The sequence below is a fragment of the Stenoxybacter acetivorans DSM 19021 genome, assembly GCF_000745895.1.
In the GTDB taxonomy this organism is placed as follows: domain Bacteria; phylum Pseudomonadota; class Gammaproteobacteria; order Burkholderiales; family Neisseriaceae; genus Stenoxybacter; species Stenoxybacter acetivorans.
This window is the reverse complement of record NZ_JQKE01000048.1, coordinates 1-20971: the sequence shown is the minus strand read 5'-3', so window position 1 is coordinate 20971 and position 20971 is coordinate 1. Positions and strand designations below refer to the sequence as shown.

27 protein-coding genes and 1 pseudogene are annotated in these 20971 nt (G+C 46.9%); 19 read left to right on the top strand and 9 right to left on the bottom strand.

Going from position 1 to position 20971, the window contains the following annotated elements:
- Positions 1-133 precede the first annotated feature (133 nt).
- From Q384_RS13320 to Q384_RS07705, 14 genes and pseudogenes are all read left to right on the top strand, one after another.
- Positions 134-214 (top strand): annotated as a pseudogene (locus Q384_RS13320) (IS5/IS1182 family transposase); the annotation flags it as partial.
- Between the two features lie 85 nt (positions 215-299).
- Positions 300-449: a S24 family peptidase gene (locus Q384_RS12955; protein WP_245608527.1), complete on the top strand. Its 150-nt coding sequence runs from the start codon at positions 300-302 to the stop codon at positions 447-449.
- 52 nt (positions 450-501) lie between these two features.
- Positions 502-726, top strand: coding sequence for a hypothetical protein (locus Q384_RS07750; RefSeq protein ID WP_037587023.1), 225 nt, complete (start codon positions 502-504; stop codon positions 724-726).
- A 179-nt stretch (positions 727-905) separates the two neighbouring features.
- The gene (locus Q384_RS07745; protein ID WP_037587022.1) at positions 906-1400 is read left to right on the top strand and encodes a glycoside hydrolase family 108 protein; all 495 of its coding nucleotides are present in this window, start codon (positions 906-908) and stop codon (positions 1398-1400) included.
- Positions 1400-1639 carry a hypothetical protein gene (locus tag Q384_RS07740; RefSeq protein WP_037587021.1) on the top strand — a complete coding sequence of 80 codons (240 nt, stop codon included), beginning with the start codon at positions 1400-1402 and terminating at the stop codon, positions 1637-1639. The genes Q384_RS07745 and Q384_RS07740 overlap by 1 nt, the downstream gene beginning before the upstream one ends.
- Positions 1629-1769, top strand: coding sequence for a hypothetical protein (locus Q384_RS13315; protein WP_156956503.1), 141 nt, complete (start codon positions 1629-1631; stop codon positions 1767-1769). Before Q384_RS07740 ends, Q384_RS13315 begins: the two co-directional genes overlap by 11 nt.
- Positions 1762-2202, top strand: coding sequence for a hypothetical protein (locus tag Q384_RS07735; RefSeq protein WP_051940712.1), 441 nt, complete (start codon positions 1762-1764; stop codon positions 2200-2202). The genes Q384_RS13315 and Q384_RS07735 overlap by 8 nt, the downstream gene beginning before the upstream one ends.
- The gene (locus Q384_RS07730; protein WP_245608528.1) at positions 2189-2383 is read left to right on the top strand and encodes a hypothetical protein; all 195 of its coding nucleotides are present in this window, start codon (positions 2189-2191) and stop codon (positions 2381-2383) included. The genes Q384_RS07735 and Q384_RS07730 overlap by 14 nt, the downstream gene beginning before the upstream one ends.
- Before the next feature lie 144 nt (positions 2384-2527).
- Positions 2528-2743 (top strand): TraR/DksA C4-type zinc finger protein, encoded by a 216-nt coding sequence (locus Q384_RS07725; protein WP_037587020.1) that lies wholly within the window; start codon positions 2528-2530, stop codon positions 2741-2743.
- 52 nt (positions 2744-2795) lie between these two features.
- Positions 2796-3050, top strand: a complete 255-nt coding sequence (locus Q384_RS07720) for a hypothetical protein (RefSeq protein WP_037587019.1) — start codon at positions 2796-2798, stop codon at positions 3048-3050.
- Between the two features lie 163 nt (positions 3051-3213).
- Complete coding sequence (locus Q384_RS07715) at positions 3214-3543, top strand: hypothetical protein (RefSeq protein ID WP_051940710.1); 330 nt, start codon at positions 3214-3216, stop codon at positions 3541-3543.
- 218 nt (positions 3544-3761) lie between these two features.
- Positions 3762-3902 carry a hypothetical protein gene (locus Q384_RS14020; RefSeq protein WP_245608529.1) on the top strand — a complete coding sequence of 47 codons (141 nt, stop codon included), beginning with the start codon at positions 3762-3764 and terminating at the stop codon, positions 3900-3902.
- Between the two features lie 636 nt (positions 3903-4538).
- The gene (locus tag Q384_RS13310) at positions 4539-4745 is read left to right on the top strand and encodes a hypothetical protein (protein ID WP_156956502.1); all 207 of its coding nucleotides are present in this window, start codon (positions 4539-4541) and stop codon (positions 4743-4745) included.
- Positions 4746-4985: 240 nt separating this feature from the next.
- Positions 4986-5570: a hypothetical protein gene (locus tag Q384_RS07705; protein WP_051940707.1), complete on the top strand. Its 585-nt coding sequence runs from the start codon at positions 4986-4988 to the stop codon at positions 5568-5570.
- Between the two features lie 37 nt (positions 5571-5607).
- On the opposite strand, the gene murJ is transcribed toward Q384_RS07705, so the two are convergent.
- From murJ to aroQ, 5 genes are all read right to left on the bottom strand, one after another.
- Entirely contained in the window at positions 5608-7143 is a 1536-nt protein-coding gene (murJ, locus tag Q384_RS07700; protein WP_037587017.1) for a murein biosynthesis integral membrane protein MurJ, read from the bottom strand.
- Positions 7144-7250: 107 nt separating this feature from the next.
- Positions 7251-8561 (bottom strand): replication-associated recombination protein A, encoded by a 1311-nt coding sequence (locus Q384_RS07695; RefSeq protein ID WP_037587016.1) that lies wholly within the window; start codon positions 8559-8561, stop codon positions 7251-7253.
- Between the two features lie 14 nt (positions 8562-8575).
- Positions 8576-9931 carry an acetyl-CoA carboxylase biotin carboxylase subunit gene (gene accC, locus Q384_RS07690; RefSeq protein ID WP_037587015.1) on the bottom strand — a complete coding sequence of 452 codons (1356 nt, stop codon included), beginning with the start codon at positions 9929-9931 and terminating at the stop codon, positions 8576-8578.
- A 73-nt stretch (positions 9932-10004) separates the two neighbouring features.
- Complete coding sequence (accB, locus tag Q384_RS07685) at positions 10005-10451, bottom strand: acetyl-CoA carboxylase biotin carboxyl carrier protein (protein ID WP_037587014.1); 447 nt, start codon at positions 10449-10451, stop codon at positions 10005-10007.
- A gap of 118 nt (positions 10452-10569) precedes the next feature.
- Positions 10570-11019, bottom strand: coding sequence for a type II 3-dehydroquinate dehydratase (gene aroQ / locus Q384_RS07680; RefSeq protein ID WP_037587013.1), 450 nt, complete (start codon positions 11017-11019; stop codon positions 10570-10572).
- A gap of 311 nt (positions 11020-11330) precedes the next feature.
- Here aroQ and purM point away from each other — a divergent pair, with 311 nt between their 5' ends.
- Positions 11331-12377, top strand: a complete 1047-nt coding sequence (purM, locus tag Q384_RS07675) for a phosphoribosylformylglycinamidine cyclo-ligase (RefSeq protein ID WP_037587012.1) — start codon at positions 11331-11333, stop codon at positions 12375-12377.
- A gap of 80 nt (positions 12378-12457) precedes the next feature.
- Here the strand turns inward: purM and Q384_RS07670 are convergent, their stop codons facing one another.
- The 3 genes from Q384_RS07670 to Q384_RS07660 all read right to left on the bottom strand — a co-directional run bounded on the left by Q384_RS07670 (position 12458) and on the right by Q384_RS07660 (position 16929).
- Positions 12458-13243, bottom strand: coding sequence for an SDR family NAD(P)-dependent oxidoreductase (locus Q384_RS07670; RefSeq protein WP_037587011.1), 786 nt, complete (start codon positions 13241-13243; stop codon positions 12458-12460).
- Between the two features lie 108 nt (positions 13244-13351).
- Positions 13352-14995, bottom strand: coding sequence for an ABC transporter substrate-binding protein (locus Q384_RS07665; protein WP_037587010.1), 1644 nt, complete (start codon positions 14993-14995; stop codon positions 13352-13354).
- Positions 14996-15276: 281 nt separating this feature from the next.
- Positions 15277-16929, bottom strand: coding sequence for an ABC transporter substrate-binding protein (locus Q384_RS07660; RefSeq protein WP_037587009.1), 1653 nt, complete (start codon positions 16927-16929; stop codon positions 15277-15279).
- Here Q384_RS07660 and Q384_RS14330 point away from each other — a divergent pair.
- Positions 16918-17046, top strand: coding sequence for a hypothetical protein (locus Q384_RS14330; RefSeq protein ID WP_281174521.1), 129 nt, complete (start codon positions 16918-16920; stop codon positions 17044-17046). The genes Q384_RS07660 and Q384_RS14330 overlap by 12 nt on opposite strands.
- Positions 17047-17222: 176 nt before the next feature.
- Here Q384_RS14330 and dapE read toward each other — a convergent pair whose 3' ends face one another.
- Positions 17223-18374 (bottom strand): succinyl-diaminopimelate desuccinylase, encoded by a 1152-nt coding sequence (gene dapE / locus Q384_RS07655; RefSeq protein ID WP_037587008.1) that lies wholly within the window; start codon positions 18372-18374, stop codon positions 17223-17225.
- Between the two features lie 434 nt (positions 18375-18808).
- Here dapE and Q384_RS07650 point away from each other — a divergent pair, with 434 nt between their 5' ends.
- The 3 genes from Q384_RS07650 to Q384_RS07640 form a co-directional block, all read left to right on the top strand.
- Positions 18809-20131, top strand: coding sequence for a Fic family protein (locus Q384_RS07650; protein WP_037587007.1), 1323 nt, complete (start codon positions 18809-18811; stop codon positions 20129-20131).
- Between the two features lie 127 nt (positions 20132-20258).
- Positions 20259-20681, top strand: a complete 423-nt coding sequence (locus Q384_RS07645) for a GNAT family N-acetyltransferase (RefSeq protein WP_051940705.1) — start codon at positions 20259-20261, stop codon at positions 20679-20681.
- A 34-nt stretch (positions 20682-20715) separates the two neighbouring features.
- A partial coding sequence (locus tag Q384_RS07640; protein ID WP_037587025.1) for a transposase occupies positions 20716-20971 on the top strand: 256 nt, incomplete at its 3' end.

Genomic DNA, 20971 nt, shown 5'->3' with positions numbered 1-20971 from the left:
AAAGGCATTTGAAAAATACCCAACCATCAAACGGTTTAGTGCTGACGCGGGTTACCGCAAGACTTTTGAGGAAAATGTCGCTGACCAATTGGGCATTGGCGTTGATATTTCTGCCCGAATCACGCCTGAATGGCTGGTTTTACCTAAACGTTGGGTTGTTGAACGAACCTTTGCTTGGGTAAATCATTCAAGGTTACTCAGTAAGGATTACGAGATTAAATGCAAACATCAAGAAAATGATTTCATCATTTCCCATTTGCATACTTTACTTAAACGTTATTGAACATAGGTTCTTATTATTGGTAAAACGAGTCCAATACCAACTGGATGGCTCTTTGCTGCTGATAAGTGATAATAATGTCTATCCGCCGATTACATTAAACCCTGATACCGATGATGGCATCGAAATCATCGGCAAAGTAGTCAATATCTCCAAAGATTTTTGCTGAAGCGGAGCTTAGGTTTAATCATCATTGACAATACCGCTTTTTCGGCAAACTCTTGCATAAAGAGAAAAAAGTTGACAGCGTGGCGAAATTGGAAACGTCAAATACACCAATTACCCAATCAGGAGACATTGAAATGAAAAAACTAACTTTCGCTTGGCTTATGAGTGTTTTATGTACTTTAACCGCCTGTGACGGCGGCACATCATCCGAAACAGCAGCTGCCGAATCTCAATCAACCACCAAAAAGAACCGACAACAAAATAAGATAGTGTCTTAATCACGCGTATCGCTCAAACACAGGCTGCCTGAACCCCTTAAACGGGTTTTCAGGCAGCCTGTTTCTTTACCTTCTCCTGCCATATTCACGGCATTTCCCTGCCAATTTTTAAAGCGCATTAAAAGACCCGCGCCGCCCGATTGCACACAATACGCCCATATTCAACGGGAGGCGTTTCTATGTCTGACTTCAACGACTTTATTAACCGCGTGTTATCGCATGAGGGCGGTTATGTGAACCACCCGAATGATCCGGGCGGGGAGACCCACTGGGGCATCACCAAACGCACTGCCGCCGAAAACGGTTATGCCAAAGACATGCGCCAGATGACCCGAACCGAAGCCATTGAAATTTACCGCCAAGCGTTTTGGCTGCGATACCGCTGCGGCTTAATGCCAAGTGCCATCGCGTTTCAGTTTTTTGACGCTTGCGTGAATCACGGTTACGGCAATGCCGCACGAATGCTGCAACGGGCGGCGGGCGTGTTGGACGACGGCGTGATTGGCGATGTTTCAATGACCGCCATCAACCGCGCCGATTTGCACGATTTGCTGATGAAGTTCAATGCAGAGCGGTTGGCGTTTTATGCGGGGCTGAAAAATTTCAATACCTTCGGCAAAGGCTGGGTGATGCGGGTGGTGAATAACCTGCGCTATGCGGCGGCGGATTATTGATGATGCTGACACAACGTTTATTTGGCTTAATCGGTAATCCCGCTACCGGTGCGGTGAGCCACACCAAAGTTTGGGCAAATATTGCCGCCGCCTGTCTGACTTATAAATTTGCGGTGCTGGCGAATCCGAGCGTGGATTTATGGCTGGCATACGGCAGCATGGTGGGCGGCTATGCCTTGCTCAAACGCGGAATTGCGGCGGCACAAGCGGTCGGTGAAAGCAAACACGATGAACCCTAAACACAAACACTTTTTTTGTGCTGCCGAGATGCTGCCGCTGTCGGTATTGGTACAAACACGGCAAATCATTGCGAACCCACTTACCGCAAAAGCAGGACATGCTGCCGAAAGGAAAGCAAACCATGATTAAGCCCGCTGTTTACGCCGCCGCCATTGCGCTGGGCACAGGGCTGTTGGCGGCAAGTTACACCTCAGGCTATTTGAACGCCAAGCGGATTTATGCCGCCGAAATCACTGCCTTGGAACGTGATTATGCGCAAGGCAATGCAGCGGCTCAAACCGCTTATGCCGAAGCCTTAGCAGAGGCACAAACCGAAAAAGCCAAGTGGTTTGACCATGCGCAAAGACAAGGCATACAGCTGGCGCAAACGGCACGGGCATTGGACAGTGCCCGCGAACAGATTAAAAAGGACATCAATCATGCCATTGAACAAGACCGAGCAGCGGACGGGAATACCGCCGCGTTATCAAACCCTGCGAACCATCGCACTGATGTGTTGTGTTTCGGCGATCACGGCTTGCGGCTCTACCGCCGCGCCTTTGGTTACAGTGAAACCGATTGAAAAAGCGGTACTGCCGCCGGTGTCGGCTGAGTTACTGGCAGATTACCCGAAGCCTGCACCGCCAAAGAGCGGCGAAGCAGCGGTGATTTTAGAGCACGCCGCCGATTACGGTGCTTGGTGTTTAAAGCGAGACAGTCAAGTGAACGGCTGGCAGCAATGGTATCAAACGGGGGCGCAATAACGAAACACTTGCGGCCAACGGCAAATACACGGCAGCAGATAAACAAACAGCAGCAAGAGCGGCGTGGTATGCACGCCATGTTTGATATTGTTCTAATCAGAAAACAGGAAAAAAGAACAGCACATGAAAGTAAGGAATTAAACAATGGACTGGGCAGAACGCGCCGCCCTAAATGAGGCGGTGTTTCGTGAAACGGCATTGGCACGGGTAGGCGTGAATGCACCGCCTGCCAATGCCACGGGGCTGTGTTTGGAATGTGGTACACCGATTCCCGCCGCCCGCTTACAGGCGATTCCGAATGCGGCGTATTGCGTGGCATGTCAAGTCTTGTTTGAAGCACATCCGCCGCATTTGCCGTGAACAGCGTATTGATGTTTTAAATGGGTGTTTAAACCGCTTTTAAGGAAATTGAATGACAATTGAATGGGCATTTAACGCAATGTACGGCTTATTGTCAGCCGGATTCTGGTTTTGGCTGAACGCACAAACACGCCACCGTGAGCGTTTGCAGGCAGAACTGAATGATTTGCGCAAGGAACTGAATACAGTGATGCTGAATTATGTCCGCCGCGACGACTACATTCGCAATGAAGCAGTGATGTCGGCAAAACTGGACAGCATACAGGGCATGATCAGCGATTTATGGAAGCAGCCCAACCGCGGTTGAAACACTGTATTTGGTCATCTTTTGGTATTTTTTTGCATGGCTCGCACTTGCTTGAGAACCATTCAAGCGTGCCGCTCACCGCAAAAAATCCCTCAAAATCTGACTCAAATCCGACATTCCAAGCGCGGCTGGACAGCTTCCTAAAAATGGAGATTAAAAAACAATGAGCCACACCGAACTGAAAGAAAAAGCACGGCGCGAGGGCATACGCTGGCACATCATCAGCACCCTGCACAAAGCCTTGCCGCATAACACGGGCGAGCTGTTTTTACGCGATGTAATGCAAGAAATTTACGGCAAGGATTTCGCCGTGAGCCTCACCGAAATCCGCCAAGCCTTAAAGTATTTGGAAGAGCGCAGTTTGGTGAAGCTGACGATTACACCGATGGATTCGTGGTTTGCTGATTTAAGCGTGGCTGGGGTGGATTTGGCGGAATACACCATTGATTGCCGCGCCGGCATTGCCCGTCCGCCCAAGTATTGGAAAGACTGAGTTTTTATCACGCAGCAATCTGAAACAACCATGCCTTATTCAGCAGAAGCCGGAATGATAAAATCTATCCATATAAAGAAAATAATAGTTCAGCCATATGGCACGCGCACCGGGGATTAGCCGGCTGCCTGAAAACATTTGCCTAGCCTTTGAATGACGGCTGGCGGAGCAAGGTTATAAGGTGAGCCGCAGCGCAGCACATCGTTACGGACAGAAAATTGAAAAATGCTTTGCGTCAATTAAGGCTTCGACTAAGGCGGCGGCTGATTGCCGAGGGTGCAACAGGCAAAGGCAAAGGCGACAAGCATTCTGCCGCGTTGATGTCAATGGTGCAAACCGAAAAAGCACCCGCCCATTAATGCGCAGCCTAGCCGTCGAACCGAAAACCCTCATCACCGAAAACTTTGAAAACAAAGCCTTCAGCAAGGAAAAATGAACAGCCCGCCAAAGTACTCCTGAATCTGCCAAACCGAAAAAAGGCAAACATCAACACAAGAACAAAGGCAAAATCCTGTTTTACCGCAGCGAGCTCACCGGCAGCGTTACCACCCATTACAACCAACACCAAGCCCAAATCGGCACTAAGAACCCATGTTCAAAAAAATTCTTAATAAAATCATATGATGTCAAAAAACGACTCAATCATCGCCCATTGGCTATCTGTCAAATCACTCGGGTACATAAAGGATTACCTACTATCTTAATTTATCTGCTAATTATACGCCATATGATTTTATTAAGAATTTTTTGAATATTGGTTCTTAAACATTATTGAACATAGGTTCTAACTTCGCCTACACCGCCATTCACCACTTAGGCGGCAAAACCCCAGCCCGCACCATACACGCCAAAAACAAAAAAGCCTTATAGCTGTACTATTATTTTTTCAAAAAAGAAAGCATAGCCTATTCAGCAGATTTCAGATAATTAGCCGCAATTTTTCTGGCTAGTCATTTTGAAAAATTTAATAGTTCAGTTATATCATTTGGAGTACCGTGTGCAAGAGCGTAAACCACCCCGGCAGCCAAATCCTCGCCCGTCCATATCTACCTATTAAAACCAACGGCAAGCTCCAACTAAACGCCAAATCATGGTCATGCCATCTTTGGCAAGGTTCAATCAACATCGCCGGCAAATTCCAAGCCAATGCCAAAAACCACCTCTTAGATGCCACCGTAACCGTCCTTAAAAAAGGCCTATAATCCACCAAAAAAGCACGAACCACTGAAAGTTCGTGCCTCAAAATTCATTTCACCTCATGAAATCTTATTTCATTTTACCGCCTCACCCAATCCCGCCGCATCCCGCCAAATCCTATTTATCGTGACTATAGGCAAGGATTTATCTTAATCGGTTTCAGCTTGCCAATAACTTCTCCAACAAATAACATTGGTACAAAACTTGTTATACTTTGCATTCAGTGATTTTTAAGAAATAATTGAATGCTTAAGACATTAACATTCGGATTGGTTTCAGCAACATTGCTTGCATGCAGTGTTAATGCTGAAAACACACAAAAAATAATGGAAATAGGACACTTGCGCCTTAAAAATAATTTGGATCGTCCGCAAGATGGTTATTGTTTGGATATTGTGGGTTCGGGTAATCATATCCGTTTTGATATGCCTTTAACCGCGCACAATTGCAAACCCGGTTTGTATGAAGATGAGGCAGTATCAATTCATGAAAAACAATACATCTATTTTCCATACCATCAAAAATGTGCAACTGCCGCAGGATTAAATGGCAGAGCATTGTCGGGTGCGGCGGTTATTCCGCAAGATTGTTTAAAAGATTCTGATTTTTTCATTGCTAAGCCGCTGCAAACCTTTGTGTTTCATGATAACGGACAAATCGAGCTGAAAGGCAGTGGTCTTTGTTTAAATGCAGGCACTCAATCCGACAGTACTTTTTCAGATGAACACCGCTGGCGGTCTTTATTTTTGACTGAATGCAGCAGTGCCGAACCCGCCTACTCAGAATGGTATTTTTCGGGCAAGGAAAAAATATCGGCAAGTAAGGAATAATTGCAGTCGATTTCTCATCTGATGGCGTGCGGCATACTCACCCTGCTGAATGCCGGAAATCACGCGGACGAAAACCCAGCGCGAACAAAGTGCCGAAATACAACACCACTCCGCCCGCAATCAATGCCGATAATTGCCCCACACGCACCCAGCCGCTGCTTTGCCAATTCAGCGGTAAATAATGCTGCGCCAGCCACAAACCGCCGCCCATTAAAATCAGCGCAATCAGCAATTTCAGCAAAAAACTCAGCCAGCCTTGTTTTGGTGTATAAATTTGGTGTTTGCGTAGCAGAACATACAACAAGGCCGCGTTCAAACACGCACCTAAGCCAATTGCCAATGCCAAGCCGATATGCTGCAAATGCCACACCAACGCCAAATTCAGTAATTGCGTAACAATCAACGTGAAAATGGCGATTTTTACCGGCGTTTTTATGTTTTGGCGTGCGTAAAACCCCGGCGCCAATACCTTAATCAAAATCAAGCCGATTAAACCCACGGCGTATGCCATTAATGCGCCTTGTGTCATTTCTGCATCGTGTAAACCGAATTCGCGGTACATAAACAAAGTGGCAACCAGCGGAAACGACAATACCGCCAAACCAACGGCAGCAGGCAGTGCCAGCAATAAACACAGGCGCAAACCCCAATCCAATAAGGCAGAAAAAGCCTGTGTGTCTTGACCCGCAGAATGCTTGGACAGAGTCGGCAGTAAAATTGTCCCCAAAGCCACGCCCAGCACACCTGTGGGCAATTCCATCAGGCGATCGGCGTAATACATCCACGACACCGAACCGGACGGCAAAAAAGAAGCGAAAATGGTGTTAATCACCAATGAAATTTGTGCCACGGAAACGCCGAGAATGGCGGGTGCCATTTGTTTTAACACCCGATTCACCGCAACATCACGCCGATTCAATTTGGGCATCTTTAAAAAACCCAGTTTAAATAAATACGGCAATTGAAAACATAATTGCAAAATCCCGCCAACAAACACCGCCCACGCCAATGCCAATACTGGCGGGTTAAAATAAGGTGAGAGCCACAATGCAAACACGATAAACGAGATGTTTAAAAACGTGGGTGTGAATGCGGGAATGGTGAATTGTGAATAGGTATTGAGAATGCTGCCAACAAGTGAAGATAATGAAATCAATAAAATATATGGAAAAGTAATGCGCAGTAGGCGCACCGACAATTCAAATTTATCGGCATTTTCCGCAAATCCGGGAGCGGATAAATAAATCACCCACGGCGCGGCGAGCATGCCAATGGCTGTAACCGCCAACAACACCGCCCCGAGCAAGCCGGCAATATGCTGCACAAATATTTGCGTGGCTTCCGTCGAACGGGTTTGTTTGTACTCCGCCAAAATCGGCACAAAGGCTTGGGCAAATGCACCTTCAGCAAAAATACGCCGCAAAAGATTGGGTAATTTAAATGCCACAAAAAAAGCATCGGTTGCCATGCCCGCGCCGAAAGTACGCGCAATAATGGTGTCGCGCACAAAGCCCAATATGCGTGAAAACAGAGTCATGCTGCTGACTTTTGCCAGCGTGCGAAGTAGGTTCATAGCAAAAATGGTTTCATCAAATGGGGGGATATTTTCTGTTGGCAAGCAGTGCGCTATTCAGGCTGCCTGAAAGATTCTGTATTATATTATTATTATTATTATTATTATTATTCGCCGCCGCTACCTTCATCTTTTTTTCTTAAGAATACCAATTTTTCAGCAATTTTGATTTCCAAACCACGCGGTACGGGTTGATAAAAGTCAGGTTCAGCCAAACCATCAGGCATATAACTTTCGCCGGCGGCGTAGGCATCCGGTTCGTCATGGGCGTAGCGGTAAGCATGACCATAGCCCAATTCTTGCATGAGCTTGGTTGGTGCGTTGCGCAAGTGAATCGGCACTTCGTGTGTCGGCTGCGTTTTAACAAATTCCCGTGCTTGATTATAGGCGTTGTAACCGGCGTTGCTTTTTGCCGCACAAGCAAGGTAAAGAACGGCTTGAGCCAGTGCCAATTCGCCTTCTGGGCTGCCCAAACGTTCATAAGTAAGGGCGGCATCGTTGCTTATTTGCATGGCGCGCGGGTCTGCCAAACCGATGTCTTCCCAAGCCATGCGAATAATTCGGCGAGCAAGGTAACGCGGGTCTGCGCCGCCGTCCAGCATGCGCGTAAACCAATATAAGGCAGCGTTTGGGTGCGAACCGCGCACTGATTTGTGTAAAGCAGAGATTTGCTCGTAGAAACTGTCGCCGCCTTTGTCAAAACGGCGCAGCTGTGTACCCAGATTTTCGGCAACCACTTCACCGCTCACGGCGGTAATATTTTGCACTTGGGCGGCACGCAGCAATTGTTCAACCAGATTGAGCAAACGCCGTGCATCACCGTCGGCACTGCCGATAAGTAAGGTTTCTGCTTCTTTTTCCAGATGAATATCGCCGTATTCAGGCAGCCTGAGGGCTTTGTGTAGCAATTGGCTTAGCTCATCGTTGTCTAACGATTTTAAAGTATAAACTTGCGCACGGCTGAGCAGGGCGGGATTGACTTCAAACGAGGGGTTTTCGGTGGTTGCGCCGATAAAGGTAAATAAACCGCTTTCCACATAGGGCAAAAACGCATCTTGCTGCGCTTTGTTGAATCGGTGAACTTCATCAACAAACAAGATGGTGCTTTGTTCACGCTGCAGGGCAATTTCGGCTTTTTCAACGGCGGCGCGTATGTCTTTAACACCGGAAAATACAGCGGAAAGCGGCAAAAATTGTGCCTGAAAGCTGTGCGCCAAAATCCGTGCCAGTGTGGTTTTGCCTACGCCGGGCGGCCCCCACAACAGCATGGAATGCAAATGCCCGCTGTCCACCGCCACACGCAAAGGCTTGCCCGCACCGATTAAATGCTGCTGACCAATCACATCAGCCAAAGTGTGCGGGCGCAGCCGCTCCGCCAAAGGAGCGGCGGGCGCGCGGGCGAATAAGTCGGTATTCATTTTTAAGCGGCAGCTTATTCAGGCAGCCTGTGTTTTTTCAGCCACTTTTCCAAATAATGAATACTCACACCGCCTTTACAAAAACCGTTGTCCACAAATAAATTGCGGTGCAATTCGGTATTGGTTTTGATGCCGTTAATCGCCAGTTCACCCAAAGCAACACGCATTTTTGCCATGGCTTGAGCGCGGTCTTTGCCGTGGGTGCAAATTTTACCGATGAGGCTGTCATAATACGGTGGAATGGTATAGCCTTGGTAAATATGGCTGTCCACGCGAATACCGTTGCCGCCGGGCAAATGGCAGCTGGTAATCGGACCGGGGCTGGGAACAAAGGTGTAGGGGTCTTCGGCATTGATGCGGCACTCAAACGCATGCCCTTGCAATTGAATGTCTTTTTGCTGATACGACAAAGGCAAGCCCGAAGCCACGCGGATTTGTTCTTGAACAATGTCCACACCGCTGATTAATTCGGTAATCGGGTGTTCAACTTGGACGCGCGTGTTCATTTCGATAAAGAAAAACTCACCGTTTTCATACAAAAATTCAAACGTACCCGCACCGCGGTATTCAATGCGTTTACAGGCAGCCACACAGGCCTCGCCGATTTTTTTACGTTCTTCTTCCGTGATGCCGGGTGCGGGGGCTTCTTCGATGATTTTTTGGTGGCGGCGCTGCATGGAGCAATCGCGTTCACCCAAATAAATTGCGTGTCCGCGCCCGTCTGCCAATATCTGAATTTCAATGTGCCGCGGCTTTTGCAGATAGCGTTCCATGTAAACCGTGGGGTTGCCGAATGCGGCACCGGCTTCGGTTTTGGTCATTTCCACCGCTTTGATTAAATCTTCTTCACGTTCGACCACACGCATACCGCGCCCGCCGCCGCCGCCGGAGGCTTTGATAATCACGGGATAGCCTACTTTTTTACCAATGGCGATGATTTCATCGGCATCTTCAGGCAATGCACCGTCTGAACCCGGTACACACGGCACACCTGCTGCCTGCATGGCGTGTTTGGCAGACACTTTGTCGCCCATTAAGCGAATGGTTTCGGCGCGCGGACCGATAAACACAAAGCCGGATTGTTCCACTTGTTCGGCAAAGCGGTCATTTTCCGCCAAAAAGCCATAGCCCGGGTGAATGGCATCAGCACTGGTAACTTCGGCAGCGGCAATAATCGATGGGATAGACAAATAACTTTGGGTGGAATTGGCAGGACCGATACACACGGATTCATCAGCCAGTTTGACATATAAAGCATCGCGGTCGGCTTCAGAATGCACCGCCACAGTATCAATATCCAATTCACGGCAAGCACGCAATACGCGTAAAGCAATTTCGCCGCGATTGGCAATCAGAATTTTTTTCAGCATAAGACAGCTCTTTCTGTTTCAGGCTGCCTGAATAAGCACAGACAACCTGAAAAATCAGTTTGAAGAAAACGGCTTACTCAATAATAAACAAAGGTTCACCGAATTCCACCGGCTGGGCATTTGCCACCAGAATTTCCTTGATCACACCGCTTTGTTCGGCTTGGATTTCATTCATCAGCTTCATCGCTTCAATAATACATAAAGTATCACCCGCTTTAACACTTTGACCCACTTCCGCAAACGGCGGGCTGCTGGGGCTGGCGGCACGGTAAAACGTACCAACCATGGGCGACTTCATTGCCTTGCTTAAATCAGGACCGGCAGGCGCAACAGCTGCCGCCAGTGCCGCAGCGGGCGCAGCTGCAGGTGCGTGCATCATCGGCGCAGGCGCGGCATACATGGGTAAATTAACACCGGTGCGCGAAATGCGCACTTTTTCTTCACCTTCGGTTACTTCAATTTCGGCGATGCCGGAATCTTCCACCAAATCAATCAATTTCTTCAGTTTACGTAAATCCATGACGATGTCCTTTTGTGAATGTTTTTGACGGCTGACGATCTAATTTCAGTTAATTTCATCATTCAACCAAGCCGCCAAATGTTGATTGCATTTGTTTTCATCGGTTAAATTCTGCTTTTCAGGCAGCTGCTTGCAGACGGCGCACCGCATACATCAATGCCGCTTCATAGCCGTAAACCCCCAAACCGCAAATCACCCCCACCGCCAAATCAGACAGATAAGAATGACGGCGAAACGGTTCGCGGGCGTGGATATTGGAAATGTGTACCTCTATGAACGGTTTTGCGGCGGCGGCAAACGCATCGCGCAACGTCACGCTGGTGTGGGTAAACGCACCGGGGTTGATGATGATAAACTGCGTGTCATCATTTAAGGCTGCCTGAACGCGCTCAATCAGCACATGTTCGGCATTGCTTTGCAAAGTTTCCAAAGACAAATGATTGTCCTCAGCCAATTGCCGCAGCCGTTGGTTGATGTCGTCTAAAGTATCAGAGCCATAGATATGCGGCTCACGCTGACCCAACAGATTGAGATTGGGACCATGCAGTAATAGTATGGAGGCACTCATTTTTGCTGATTTTATATTTTTTAGAGCTAACTTCGGTCATTTTCGCTGAAATGGCGATAAAATGTCCAGATTATTTTGAATATTTGAATGTAAAGACGAAAGCGGATGATGGTTACTGATTGAAAATCAACGCAATTATTCTTGTTTTTGCACAGCAATACACCGGAATATTCAGTTTGCTTGATTTAGCGCAATATTATTGACGTTGAAACGCAACAGTCAGCATTCTACACCTCATTATGACGAAAATACGAAAGACGGGTAAAATTGCCCCTTTATTGTGTGTCTTTTCAGTTTAGGAAAACAAACCCATGAGTGAAACGCTTAGTTACCGCGATGCCGGTGTGGATATTGACGCTGGCGATGCTTTGGTGGAAAACATTAAACCATTCGCCAAGCGCACGATGCGTCCGGAGGTGCTGGGCGGATTGGGCGGATTTGGGGCGTTGGTGGAAATCAGCAAAAAATACCAAAATCCGGTGCTGGTTTCCGGTACCGACGGTGTCGGTACTAAATTAAAGCTGGCATTTGAATGGGATAAACACGATACCGTTGGCATTGATTTGGTGGCAATGAGTGTGAATGATATTTTGGTGCAGGGTGCAGAGCCTTTATTTTTCTTGGATTATTTTGCTTGCGGCAAGCTGGACGTTGCCCGTGCTACCGATGTGATTAAAGGCATTGCCGCTGGTTGTGAGCAATCGGGCTGCGCCTTAATCGGCGGTGAAACCGCAGAAATGCCGGGCATGTATCCGGCGGGTGAATACGATTTGGCAGGCTTTGCCGTTGGCGTGGTGGAAAAAGCGAAAATCATCAGCGGGCGTGATATTGCGGCGGGCGATGCCGTGCTGGGGCTGGCAGCCAACGGGGCGCATTCCAATGGGTATTCTTTAATTCGCAAAATCATTGAGCGCGAACAGCCCGATTTAGATGCACCGTTTGACCAAGGCAAAACTTTGCGGGAGGCAATTATCGCGCCGACACGTTTGTATGTGAAACCGATTTTGGCGGTGCTGGCACAATTCAATATCAAAGGCATGGCACACATCACCGGCGGCGGCATTACCGAAAACGTACCTCGGGTGCTGCCTGAAAATACGGTGGCACAAATTGATGCGGCGGCGTGGACAATGCCGAAACTGTTCCAATGGCTGCAGCAAGCAGGCAATATCAACACAGCGGAAATGCACCGCACGTTCAACTGCGGCATCGGCATGGTGCTGGTGGTTGCCGAACACGATGCAGCGGCGATTACCGCTGTATTGCAGCAAGCGGGAGAAACCGTGTATCGCTTGGGCGCAATCCGCGAACGGCAAGGTGATGAAGCACAGACACAAATTACGCCCGCGCAATCATAATCTGTCTTTGAAAAGCATCAAAAACAAACCGCGTTGTTTCATTCGAAACAACGCGGTTTTTGGGTATGAATGAGCGCGTGTCAGCTTAACATGCCGCCGTCCACGCGAACGGGTGTGCCGGTAACAAAGCGGGAAGCGTCTGATGCCAAAAACACCACCATATCGGCAATTTCAGACGGCTGTGCATAGCGTCCGAGCGGAATGCCGCTTGCGATATTGGCTTTGGCTTCTGCCTCGTGTTCAGGTGCAAATCCCGCTTCCAAAGAGCGCATCATGCGGGTTTCTACGGGCGAGGGGTGAACGGAATTGACGCGCACATTGTATTTTGCCGATTCAACAGCGGTTAGCCGCGTTAAACCGTGAATGGCAAATTTGGACGTAACATAAGGGGTAACGCCTTGACCCGGACCTGCTGCCAAACCGCCGACCGATGACGTGTTGATGACTGACCCTGATTTTTTGGCATACATAATCGGCAGCACGTATTTCAAACCCATGTAACTGCCGCGAATATTGATGGCGAATACTTTATCCACATCTGCCATATTTTGCTCAATCAACGGGGCTACTTTGCCTTCAATGCCCGCATTATTGAAAAACACATCAATCGTGCCAAATGCGGCAACGGTTTTTTCAACATAGCTTTTTACTTCTTCTTCCTGTGAAATATCGGCAACAATACTGATTAAATAGCCCGCCGAAGCATTTAAGGTTTTTTCGGCTTGGGCAAGTGCATCGGCTGAAATGTCCACAATCGCCACTTTCGCGCCTTGAGCCAAAAATGCCGCCGCCGTTGCGATACCAATACCGCCCGCACCGCCGGTAATCAATACGGCTTTGTCTTTGAGTTCAGGATATACAGCCATGTTCACACTCCTTTTGATTAAAAAATCAATTGAAAAACAATCTGCTTCTCGGATTAAAGGCTGCCTGAAACCAATTTCAGGCAGCCTGTGTACTGCGAATACAGCTTATCAATCAATTTTCACACCGTCAAATTGCACTGCACCAAACGGGCTGTATTTAAAATCGTGGACGTTGGGCGTGGTGAACACGGTTACCACAGAATGCGCTACGGTTGTCCAAGGCAATTGCTCTTTGAAAATGGCTTGTGCTTGTTTGTAATCTGCCACGCGTTTTTCATGGTCCACGGTTTGACGCGCCTGCACAACCAATTTATCGAAGTCTTTATTGCACCAACGCGAAAAATTGTTACCGCCCACCGAAGCACAGCCAAGCAGCGTACCCAGCCAATTATCCGGGTCGCCGTTATCGCCCGACCAGCCGATAAGGAAAGCATCGTGTTCGCCTTTTTTGCCGCGTTTAACGTAATCACCCCATTCATAAGTAACCAATTTGGCTTTTACGCCGATTTTTGCCCAGTCTGACTGAATCATTTCGGCAGTGAGTTTGGCGTTGGGATTGGTGGCACTCACAATCGGCATATACCATAAATTAATCACACGATTGGGATCAAAACGCGCTTCTGCAAGCAGGGTTTTTGCTTTTTCAGGGTCATGGGGTGCGTCTTTGATTTGGTCGTTGTAGCCCCATTGTGAAGGCGGCATCGGATTCACGGCTTTGATGCCTTCATCGGCATACACCGCTTTGATAATGGCGTCTTTATTGATTGCCATATCCAAGGCTTGGCGCACTTTTAAATCACCCAAAGGCGCGTGTTCAACGTTGTAGCTCAAATAATGCACATTGTAGCCGGGCTGGCTGATGATTTTGGCTTTACCCGAATTTTTAACGGCAGTGATTTCAGCCGGCTTCGGATATGCCGCCACATTGCATTCGCCTGCCTGAATTTTGGCGGCGCGTACAGCGGAATCTTTCACAATGACAAATACCAAATTATCGATAAACACATTGTCTTTATCCCAATAATCGGGGTTTTTGGCGTAACGGATTTGGGTATCTGTTTGGTAAGACTGAAAAACGAACGGTCCTGTCCCAACCGGTTTGCGGTTGAATTCATCGGCTTTGCCGGCTTTTACCAATTGGTCGGCGTATTCGGCTGAACCGATGGAAGCAAACGGCATGGCAATGTTTTGCAGGAAAGGTGCATCAAGATCTTTCAGGGTAATCGCAACGGTATCGTTATCAATTTTTTTGATGTCTGCAATATTTTCAGGCAGCCCCATACTCACGGCATACGGAAATTCCGCCGGATAGGCTTTGTTAAACGGAAATTCTTTGTCGGTTAAACGTTTGAACGTAAACACCACATCGTCGGCATTAAAATCACGGCTCGGGGTGAAATAATCGGTTTTGCCGAATTTCACGCCTTTTCGCAGGTGAAAGGTGTAGGTTTTACCGTCTTCACTCACGTCCCAGCTTTCCGCCAATGCCGGCTGAATTTCGGTTTCTCCGCGCTTAAATTGCACCAAGCGATTGTAGAGCGGATGCGCGCTGGCATTAAAATCGGTGCCGGAAGTGTATTGCGCGGGATCAAAACCGGCGGGGCTGCCCTCAAAACAGTTAATTAAGGTTTTCTTTGCCGCGGTTTGGGCGGCATCGCTGGTGGCGGCAGATTCTGTTTTACCGCCGCAAGCAGCTAATGACAGTGCCAAAACCGTTAAGGAAGTGATGCTGAAAAGATTTTGCTTCTTCATCTGTTTAATCCTTTTTTATGTGTTTATTGTGTGATTGAATGATAACCCACCTGCTTGAATTTTTTTAGACCATTGTGTTCTGTAGATATACTGCCTCAAATAAGCGGATTACGCGGTTATTTGCTGCTGATGGTGCTTAATCAACTGAAAACAATACGCACCATTTGTTTTGCTTCTTGATGATGACAGGCTGCCTGTATTTTCGGTTTCCTTGTTTGGCAGTTTTTTCAGGCAGCCTGAATAAAAAAACGCGCACGGTTTATGGTGCACGTTTTTTGGGTTTAGTCCACTTTCACACCGTCAAACTGAATCGTGCCAAACGGCGACAGTTTGAAGTCTTTCACATTCGGCGTGGTGAATACCGTTACCACTGAGTGCGCCATCGTTGTCCACGGTAGCTGTTCTTTGAAAATAACCTGCGCTTGTTTATAGGCTTCAACGCGTTTTTCGTGATCTGCGGTTTGACGCGCACCCATGACCAAGTTATCAAAGTCTTTATTGCACCAGCGAGAATAGTTGTTGCCGCTTACCGCATCGCAGCTGAGCAATGTACCCAGCCAGTTATCGGGGTCGCCGTTGTCGCCTGTCCAGCCCACCAAAATCGCATCGGGTTCGCCTTGTTGGGCGCGTTTGAGGTATTCACCCCATTCGTAAGTAACCAATTTGGTTTTCACGCCAACTTTTGCCCAATCCGCTTGAATCATTTCCGCCATCAGTTTGGCGTTTGGATTGTAGGGCCGCTGCACCGGCATATACCACAAATTGACGCTGTAATCGCTGCCCACGCCTGCTTCAGCCAGCAAGGCTTTGGCTTTTTCAACATCATAAGGCGCATCTTTAATTGCGCCGTTATAGCTCCATTGTGCCGGCGGCATCGGATTGGTGGCCTTAACGCCCTCATCGCCGTAAACCGCTTTGATAATGGCGTCTTTGTTCACCGCCATGTCCAAGGCTTGGCGCACTTTTACATCACCCAATTTGCCGTGTTCAACGTTATAACCCAAATAGCCGATGTTAAAACCCGGCTGGCTCAACACATTGGCTTTACCCGAATTTTTCACGGCAGTGATTTCTGCCGGTTTCGGGAAAGGCGACACATTACACTCGCCCGCCTGAACTTTGGAGGCACGAACAGCGGAATCTTTCACAATCGCGAAAACCAAATTGTCGATGTGAATATTGTCTTTATCCCAATAATCGGGGTTTTTGGCGTAGCGAATTTGCGTGTCGGTTTGGTAAGACTTAAACACAAAAGGACCGGTGCCGACGGGCTTCAGGTTAAAGTCCGAGGGGTGACCGTTTTTAACCAAGAAGTCGGCGTATTCAGCAGAATCAATATAGGCAAACGGCATCGCAATGTTTTGCAAAAACGGGGCTTCTACGTTTTTCAGGGTGATTTCCACCGTGTAATCATCAACTTTATTCACACCGACAATATTATCGGGCAAGCCCATATCAATGGCATACGGGAATTCAGCAGGATAGGCTTTATTGAAGTCAAAATTCTTATCGGTTAAGCGTTTGAATGTAAACACCACGTCGTCAGCATTGAACTCACGCGTGGGGGTAAAGTAATCGGTTGTGCCGAATTTCACACCTTTGCGCAGGTGAAAGGTGTAGGTTTTGCCGTCTTCGCTCACGTCCCAACGCTCAGCAAGCGCGGGCTGAATATCGGTTTCGCCGCGTTTGAATTGCACCAAACCGTTGTAAATCGGATATGAGCTGGCGTTGAAGTCTGTGCCGCTGGTGTATTGCGCCGGATCGAAACCCGCAGGACTGCCTTCGGAGCAGTAAATCAGCGTTTTGCCGCCGCCTGCCGCTTGCGGCTGCCCCCCCCCCGAGGCAGTGGATTGTTCAGATGAATTGCCGCCGCAGGCAGCAAGACTGAGGACCAAAACAGTGAGTGAACCGGCTTTGATTAAATGATGTTTCATGACGTTGCCTTAATATTAAGAGTAGAAACGGGAAAAGCGCACGGCAACCGTTCAGGCTGCCTGAAAAAACCGCGTGAAACTCGGAGCAATACGCTTCATTGGCGATGCAAAGAATGAAATATAACGGTATGAAAATGGCAAATCAAGTAAAAAATAACATGAATACACAAAAGATATTCCCAGATATTTCAACAATTTGATATTTCATCACAATGACTGCTGCCTGCTTGTTATTTTCTTGCGGTATTTCAAACCAAAACCAAGCAGTCATCACGATGTGCCAAAAAGCCGAATTAACTTTGGTTAAGCAATACGCGCCGCATCATATTTTCATAGACGGCAGACAAAGCAGGCAAAGCAGCCAAATCAATGTGCTCATCAATTTGATGAATGCTCTCGTTTACCGGTCCCAGCTCAATCAATTCACGGGCAATGGCTTTAATAAACCGTCCGTCGGACGTACCGCCGCTGGTGGATAAGGCTGCCTGAACACCGCACACTTCGGCAATCGCGGCTTGCGCGGCGGCGGTTAATGTGCCGGCAACGGTTAAAAAAGGCAGCCCCGACAATGTCCAATCCAAATCGTAAACCAAACCATGTTGATCTAAAACATCATGCACACGCTGCTTTAAACCCGAATCGGTGGATTCTGTGGAGAAACGGAAATTAAACTGCACACTCAATTCACCCGGAATCACATTGGTTGCACCTGTGCCGGCGTGGATATTGGAAATTTGAAAGCCTGTGGGCGGAAAATAATCATTGCCCGCGTCCCAATGAGTATTCACCAATTCTGCCAGTGCCGCTGCCGCGGTGTGAATGGGATTCACTGCCAAATGCGGATAGGCAATATGTCCTTGCTTGCCTTTAACGATTAAATGCCCTGATAAAGAACCGCGCCGTCCGTTTTTAATGGTGTCGCCCAAAACATTCACCGCCGTTGGTTCGCCGACAATGCAGTAATCCAGTGTTTCACCGCGCCTGCGCAGCGCGTCCACCACTTTAACCGTGCCGTCCAGCGCATCACCCTCTTCATCAGAAGTGATTAACAATGCCAGGCTGCCTGAAAAATGGGGCTGTGCCGCCAAAAAGCGTTCACACGCGGTGATGAATGCGGCAATACTGCTCTTCATGTCTGCTGCACCGCGCCCGAATAATTTGCCGCCGCGTTCGGTCGGCTCAAATGGCGGTGAAATCCATTGTTCGGCAGGTCCCGACGGTACAACATCGGTGTGTCCGGCAAAACACAATACAGGGTTTGCACTGCCCAGCCGTGCGTAGAAATTATCGGTGCTGCCGAACCGCATTTTTTCAATGGTAAAGCCCATTGCCGCCAACCGCTCAATCAGCAGGTCTTGGCAGCCAGCATCGTCAGGCGTGATTGATTTCTTGGCAATCAGCTGTTTTGCCAAGGCTAAAGTTTGGGTGTCGGCGGCGTTGGTCATGGTGTTTCATTCTTCCTTGCTGGTTTTAAACCCCGCCTATCAAGGCGGGAACACGCTGTACTTCGCCCTGAAGGACAAGGTTTCGGGTGGCGTGTGATTGATGTTTTGGCTATGGTAATGGATAACCGAATTTCACTCCAGCGGTGCGTAAAAACAGGCAAGCGGAAACAATTGGCTGCCTGTAAAAATTAGCAGGGTTGTTTACTTTTTTCACCAAAATAAAAATATTTCTCTAACAGGTAACGCCGCATATGGTGTTGCTTCGTTAAGTGATTTATGAGGTTTCGCCGTATTTATGGTAATGGTCGGCGGAACTTCGGGGGCAAAAATAGGCAAGTGGTGAAGTCAGCTGAAATGAGCTGACAGTCATATCTTAAATTTGAAAATATGATAATATAATCTCAATTTTAAAAATTTGAGATTTGGCGAAAATTATGTTAAGCAAAAACAGAATCAAACCGCCCGATTACATGGAACTGGTGAAACAATACAAGGAAGATTTACCTTATATCATTCAGGAATTGGTATTGCCCGAGCATTTTCAAGGTGGTCGATATTTACATTGGGACGATGTCAATAAGCGTGGCGGAGATGAAAAAACCAAACACCAACGTTGGCTGAAATTGAAAATCAATCGGAAATTAACCCCAATTCAGTTAAGTGATGAGCAAGGCTTTGCCTTTCAGTTTCATTTACCCAACAAATGCCAAGCCTTACTGCACAAATCCAACAATTTCCGAGCCGATTTAATGCTGTATCAAGACAGCAAAAGTAAATCAGAATTTCTGATGAATTCTTTAAAGCTGGAAGAGCCGATTTCCAGCTCCCAATTAGAAGGGGCGGCGACCACGCGGGTGGTTGCCATATCCATGCTGGAAAGCGAGCGCAAACCGACAACCGTTGATGAAAAAATGATTTTCAATAACTACCTGTTGATGAAGTCGGCATGGCAACATAAAGATGACGATTTAAGCATTGATTTAATTTTAAAATTTCATGAAATTGCCACAGAGGGCATTGATGACGACAAAATCAAACCCGGTCATTTTCGTCAAAATGATGATGCGCATGTGTGCGGACGCGATGGTGAAATTTTGCACCGCCCGCCTGCATACCAATGGCTGGAATTCCGAATAAACAACTTATGCCATTTTGCCAATTTTAATCACCAAGATGAGCAGTTTATTCACCCTATTATCAAAGCGATTATTTTGCATTTTATGATAGGCTACGAACATCCTTTTTATGATGGTAACGGCAGAACGGCACGGGCGTTGTTTTACTGGTTTTTGGCAAAACACGGTTACCATGAGTTTCAATATATATCGATTTCTAAGCTATTGAAAAATGCACCAAAACAATATGCAATGGCGTATTTATACAGTGAAACAGACGACAATGATTTAACTTATTTTATTGGTTATCAGCTGGAAATTATAGCCAGAGCCATCAATGAATTGTTTGCTTATTTAGATAAAAAGCAACAACAGTTTTTAGACACTTTATCGTGGTTGGGCAAAACCACCTTAAGCCAAAAATTAAACGCCAAAGAAATGATTTTACTTAAACGCGCCATTAAAAACCAAGGAAAAATATTTACGGTGAAAGAGGTGAAAAATTATTTCGGTATTACCGACAACAGCGCACGTAAATATTTGGAGCATTTAGCTGACTACAAGATATTCCTAAAAACCAACAACGGAAGAAGTGTTTATTATATTGCCAATCGCGGTATTGTGGAAATTCTGAATCAGTGAAGAAAATACAAAAAAACAGAATTGATTAATATGGTACTTACAGCTTGGCTTTTAGCGATTTTTCTCAATCATTTCCATTTATTTTAAACTTATAAGAGCAATTACAATTCAAAAAGGAGCAACATAAATGGGAAAAATTATTAATAACATAGAACGCGATGAGCAAACAATAATCAATTTACTCAATATATGGGAAACAGTGGTAAAGAAGACCCACACCTTTCTGTCTGACCATAATATTGCTGAAATCAAACCGGAAGTCTATAAAATTTTAAAAACAATAGATATTTTGTGCTGCTATGCCGATGATAATGGTGTTTTACAAGGCTTTATCGGCATTGAGAATCAAAAAATAGAAGCTTTATTTATTGCTGAGCACGTTAGAAGACAAGGTATCGGCAAGATACTTTTGGATAATGCTGTTAATCAATATCAGATCAGCTTAGTTGATGTCAATGAGCAAAATAAACAAGGGCTGGGCTTTTATCAACACATGGGTTTTCAGAACCCATGTTCAAAAAAATTCTTAATAGAATCAAATGGTGTATAATTGGCAGATAAATTAAGACAGTAGGTAATCCTTTATGTACCCGAGCGATTTGACAGATAGCCAATGGGCGATGATTGAGCCGTTTTTTGATGTCAAAAAAGGAAAACATCTGCAAAAACACAATAAACGTGTTTTGGTCAATGCAGTACTCTATAGGGTAAAAACGGGTTGTCAGTGGAGCATGTTACCCAAAGATTTCCCGTCTCATGATACGGTTTGGAGCTTTTATCGCCGTGCTTGTGCGAATGGTTTGTGGGATAAAATTATGCAAGCCATTGAGTCTCAAGTCC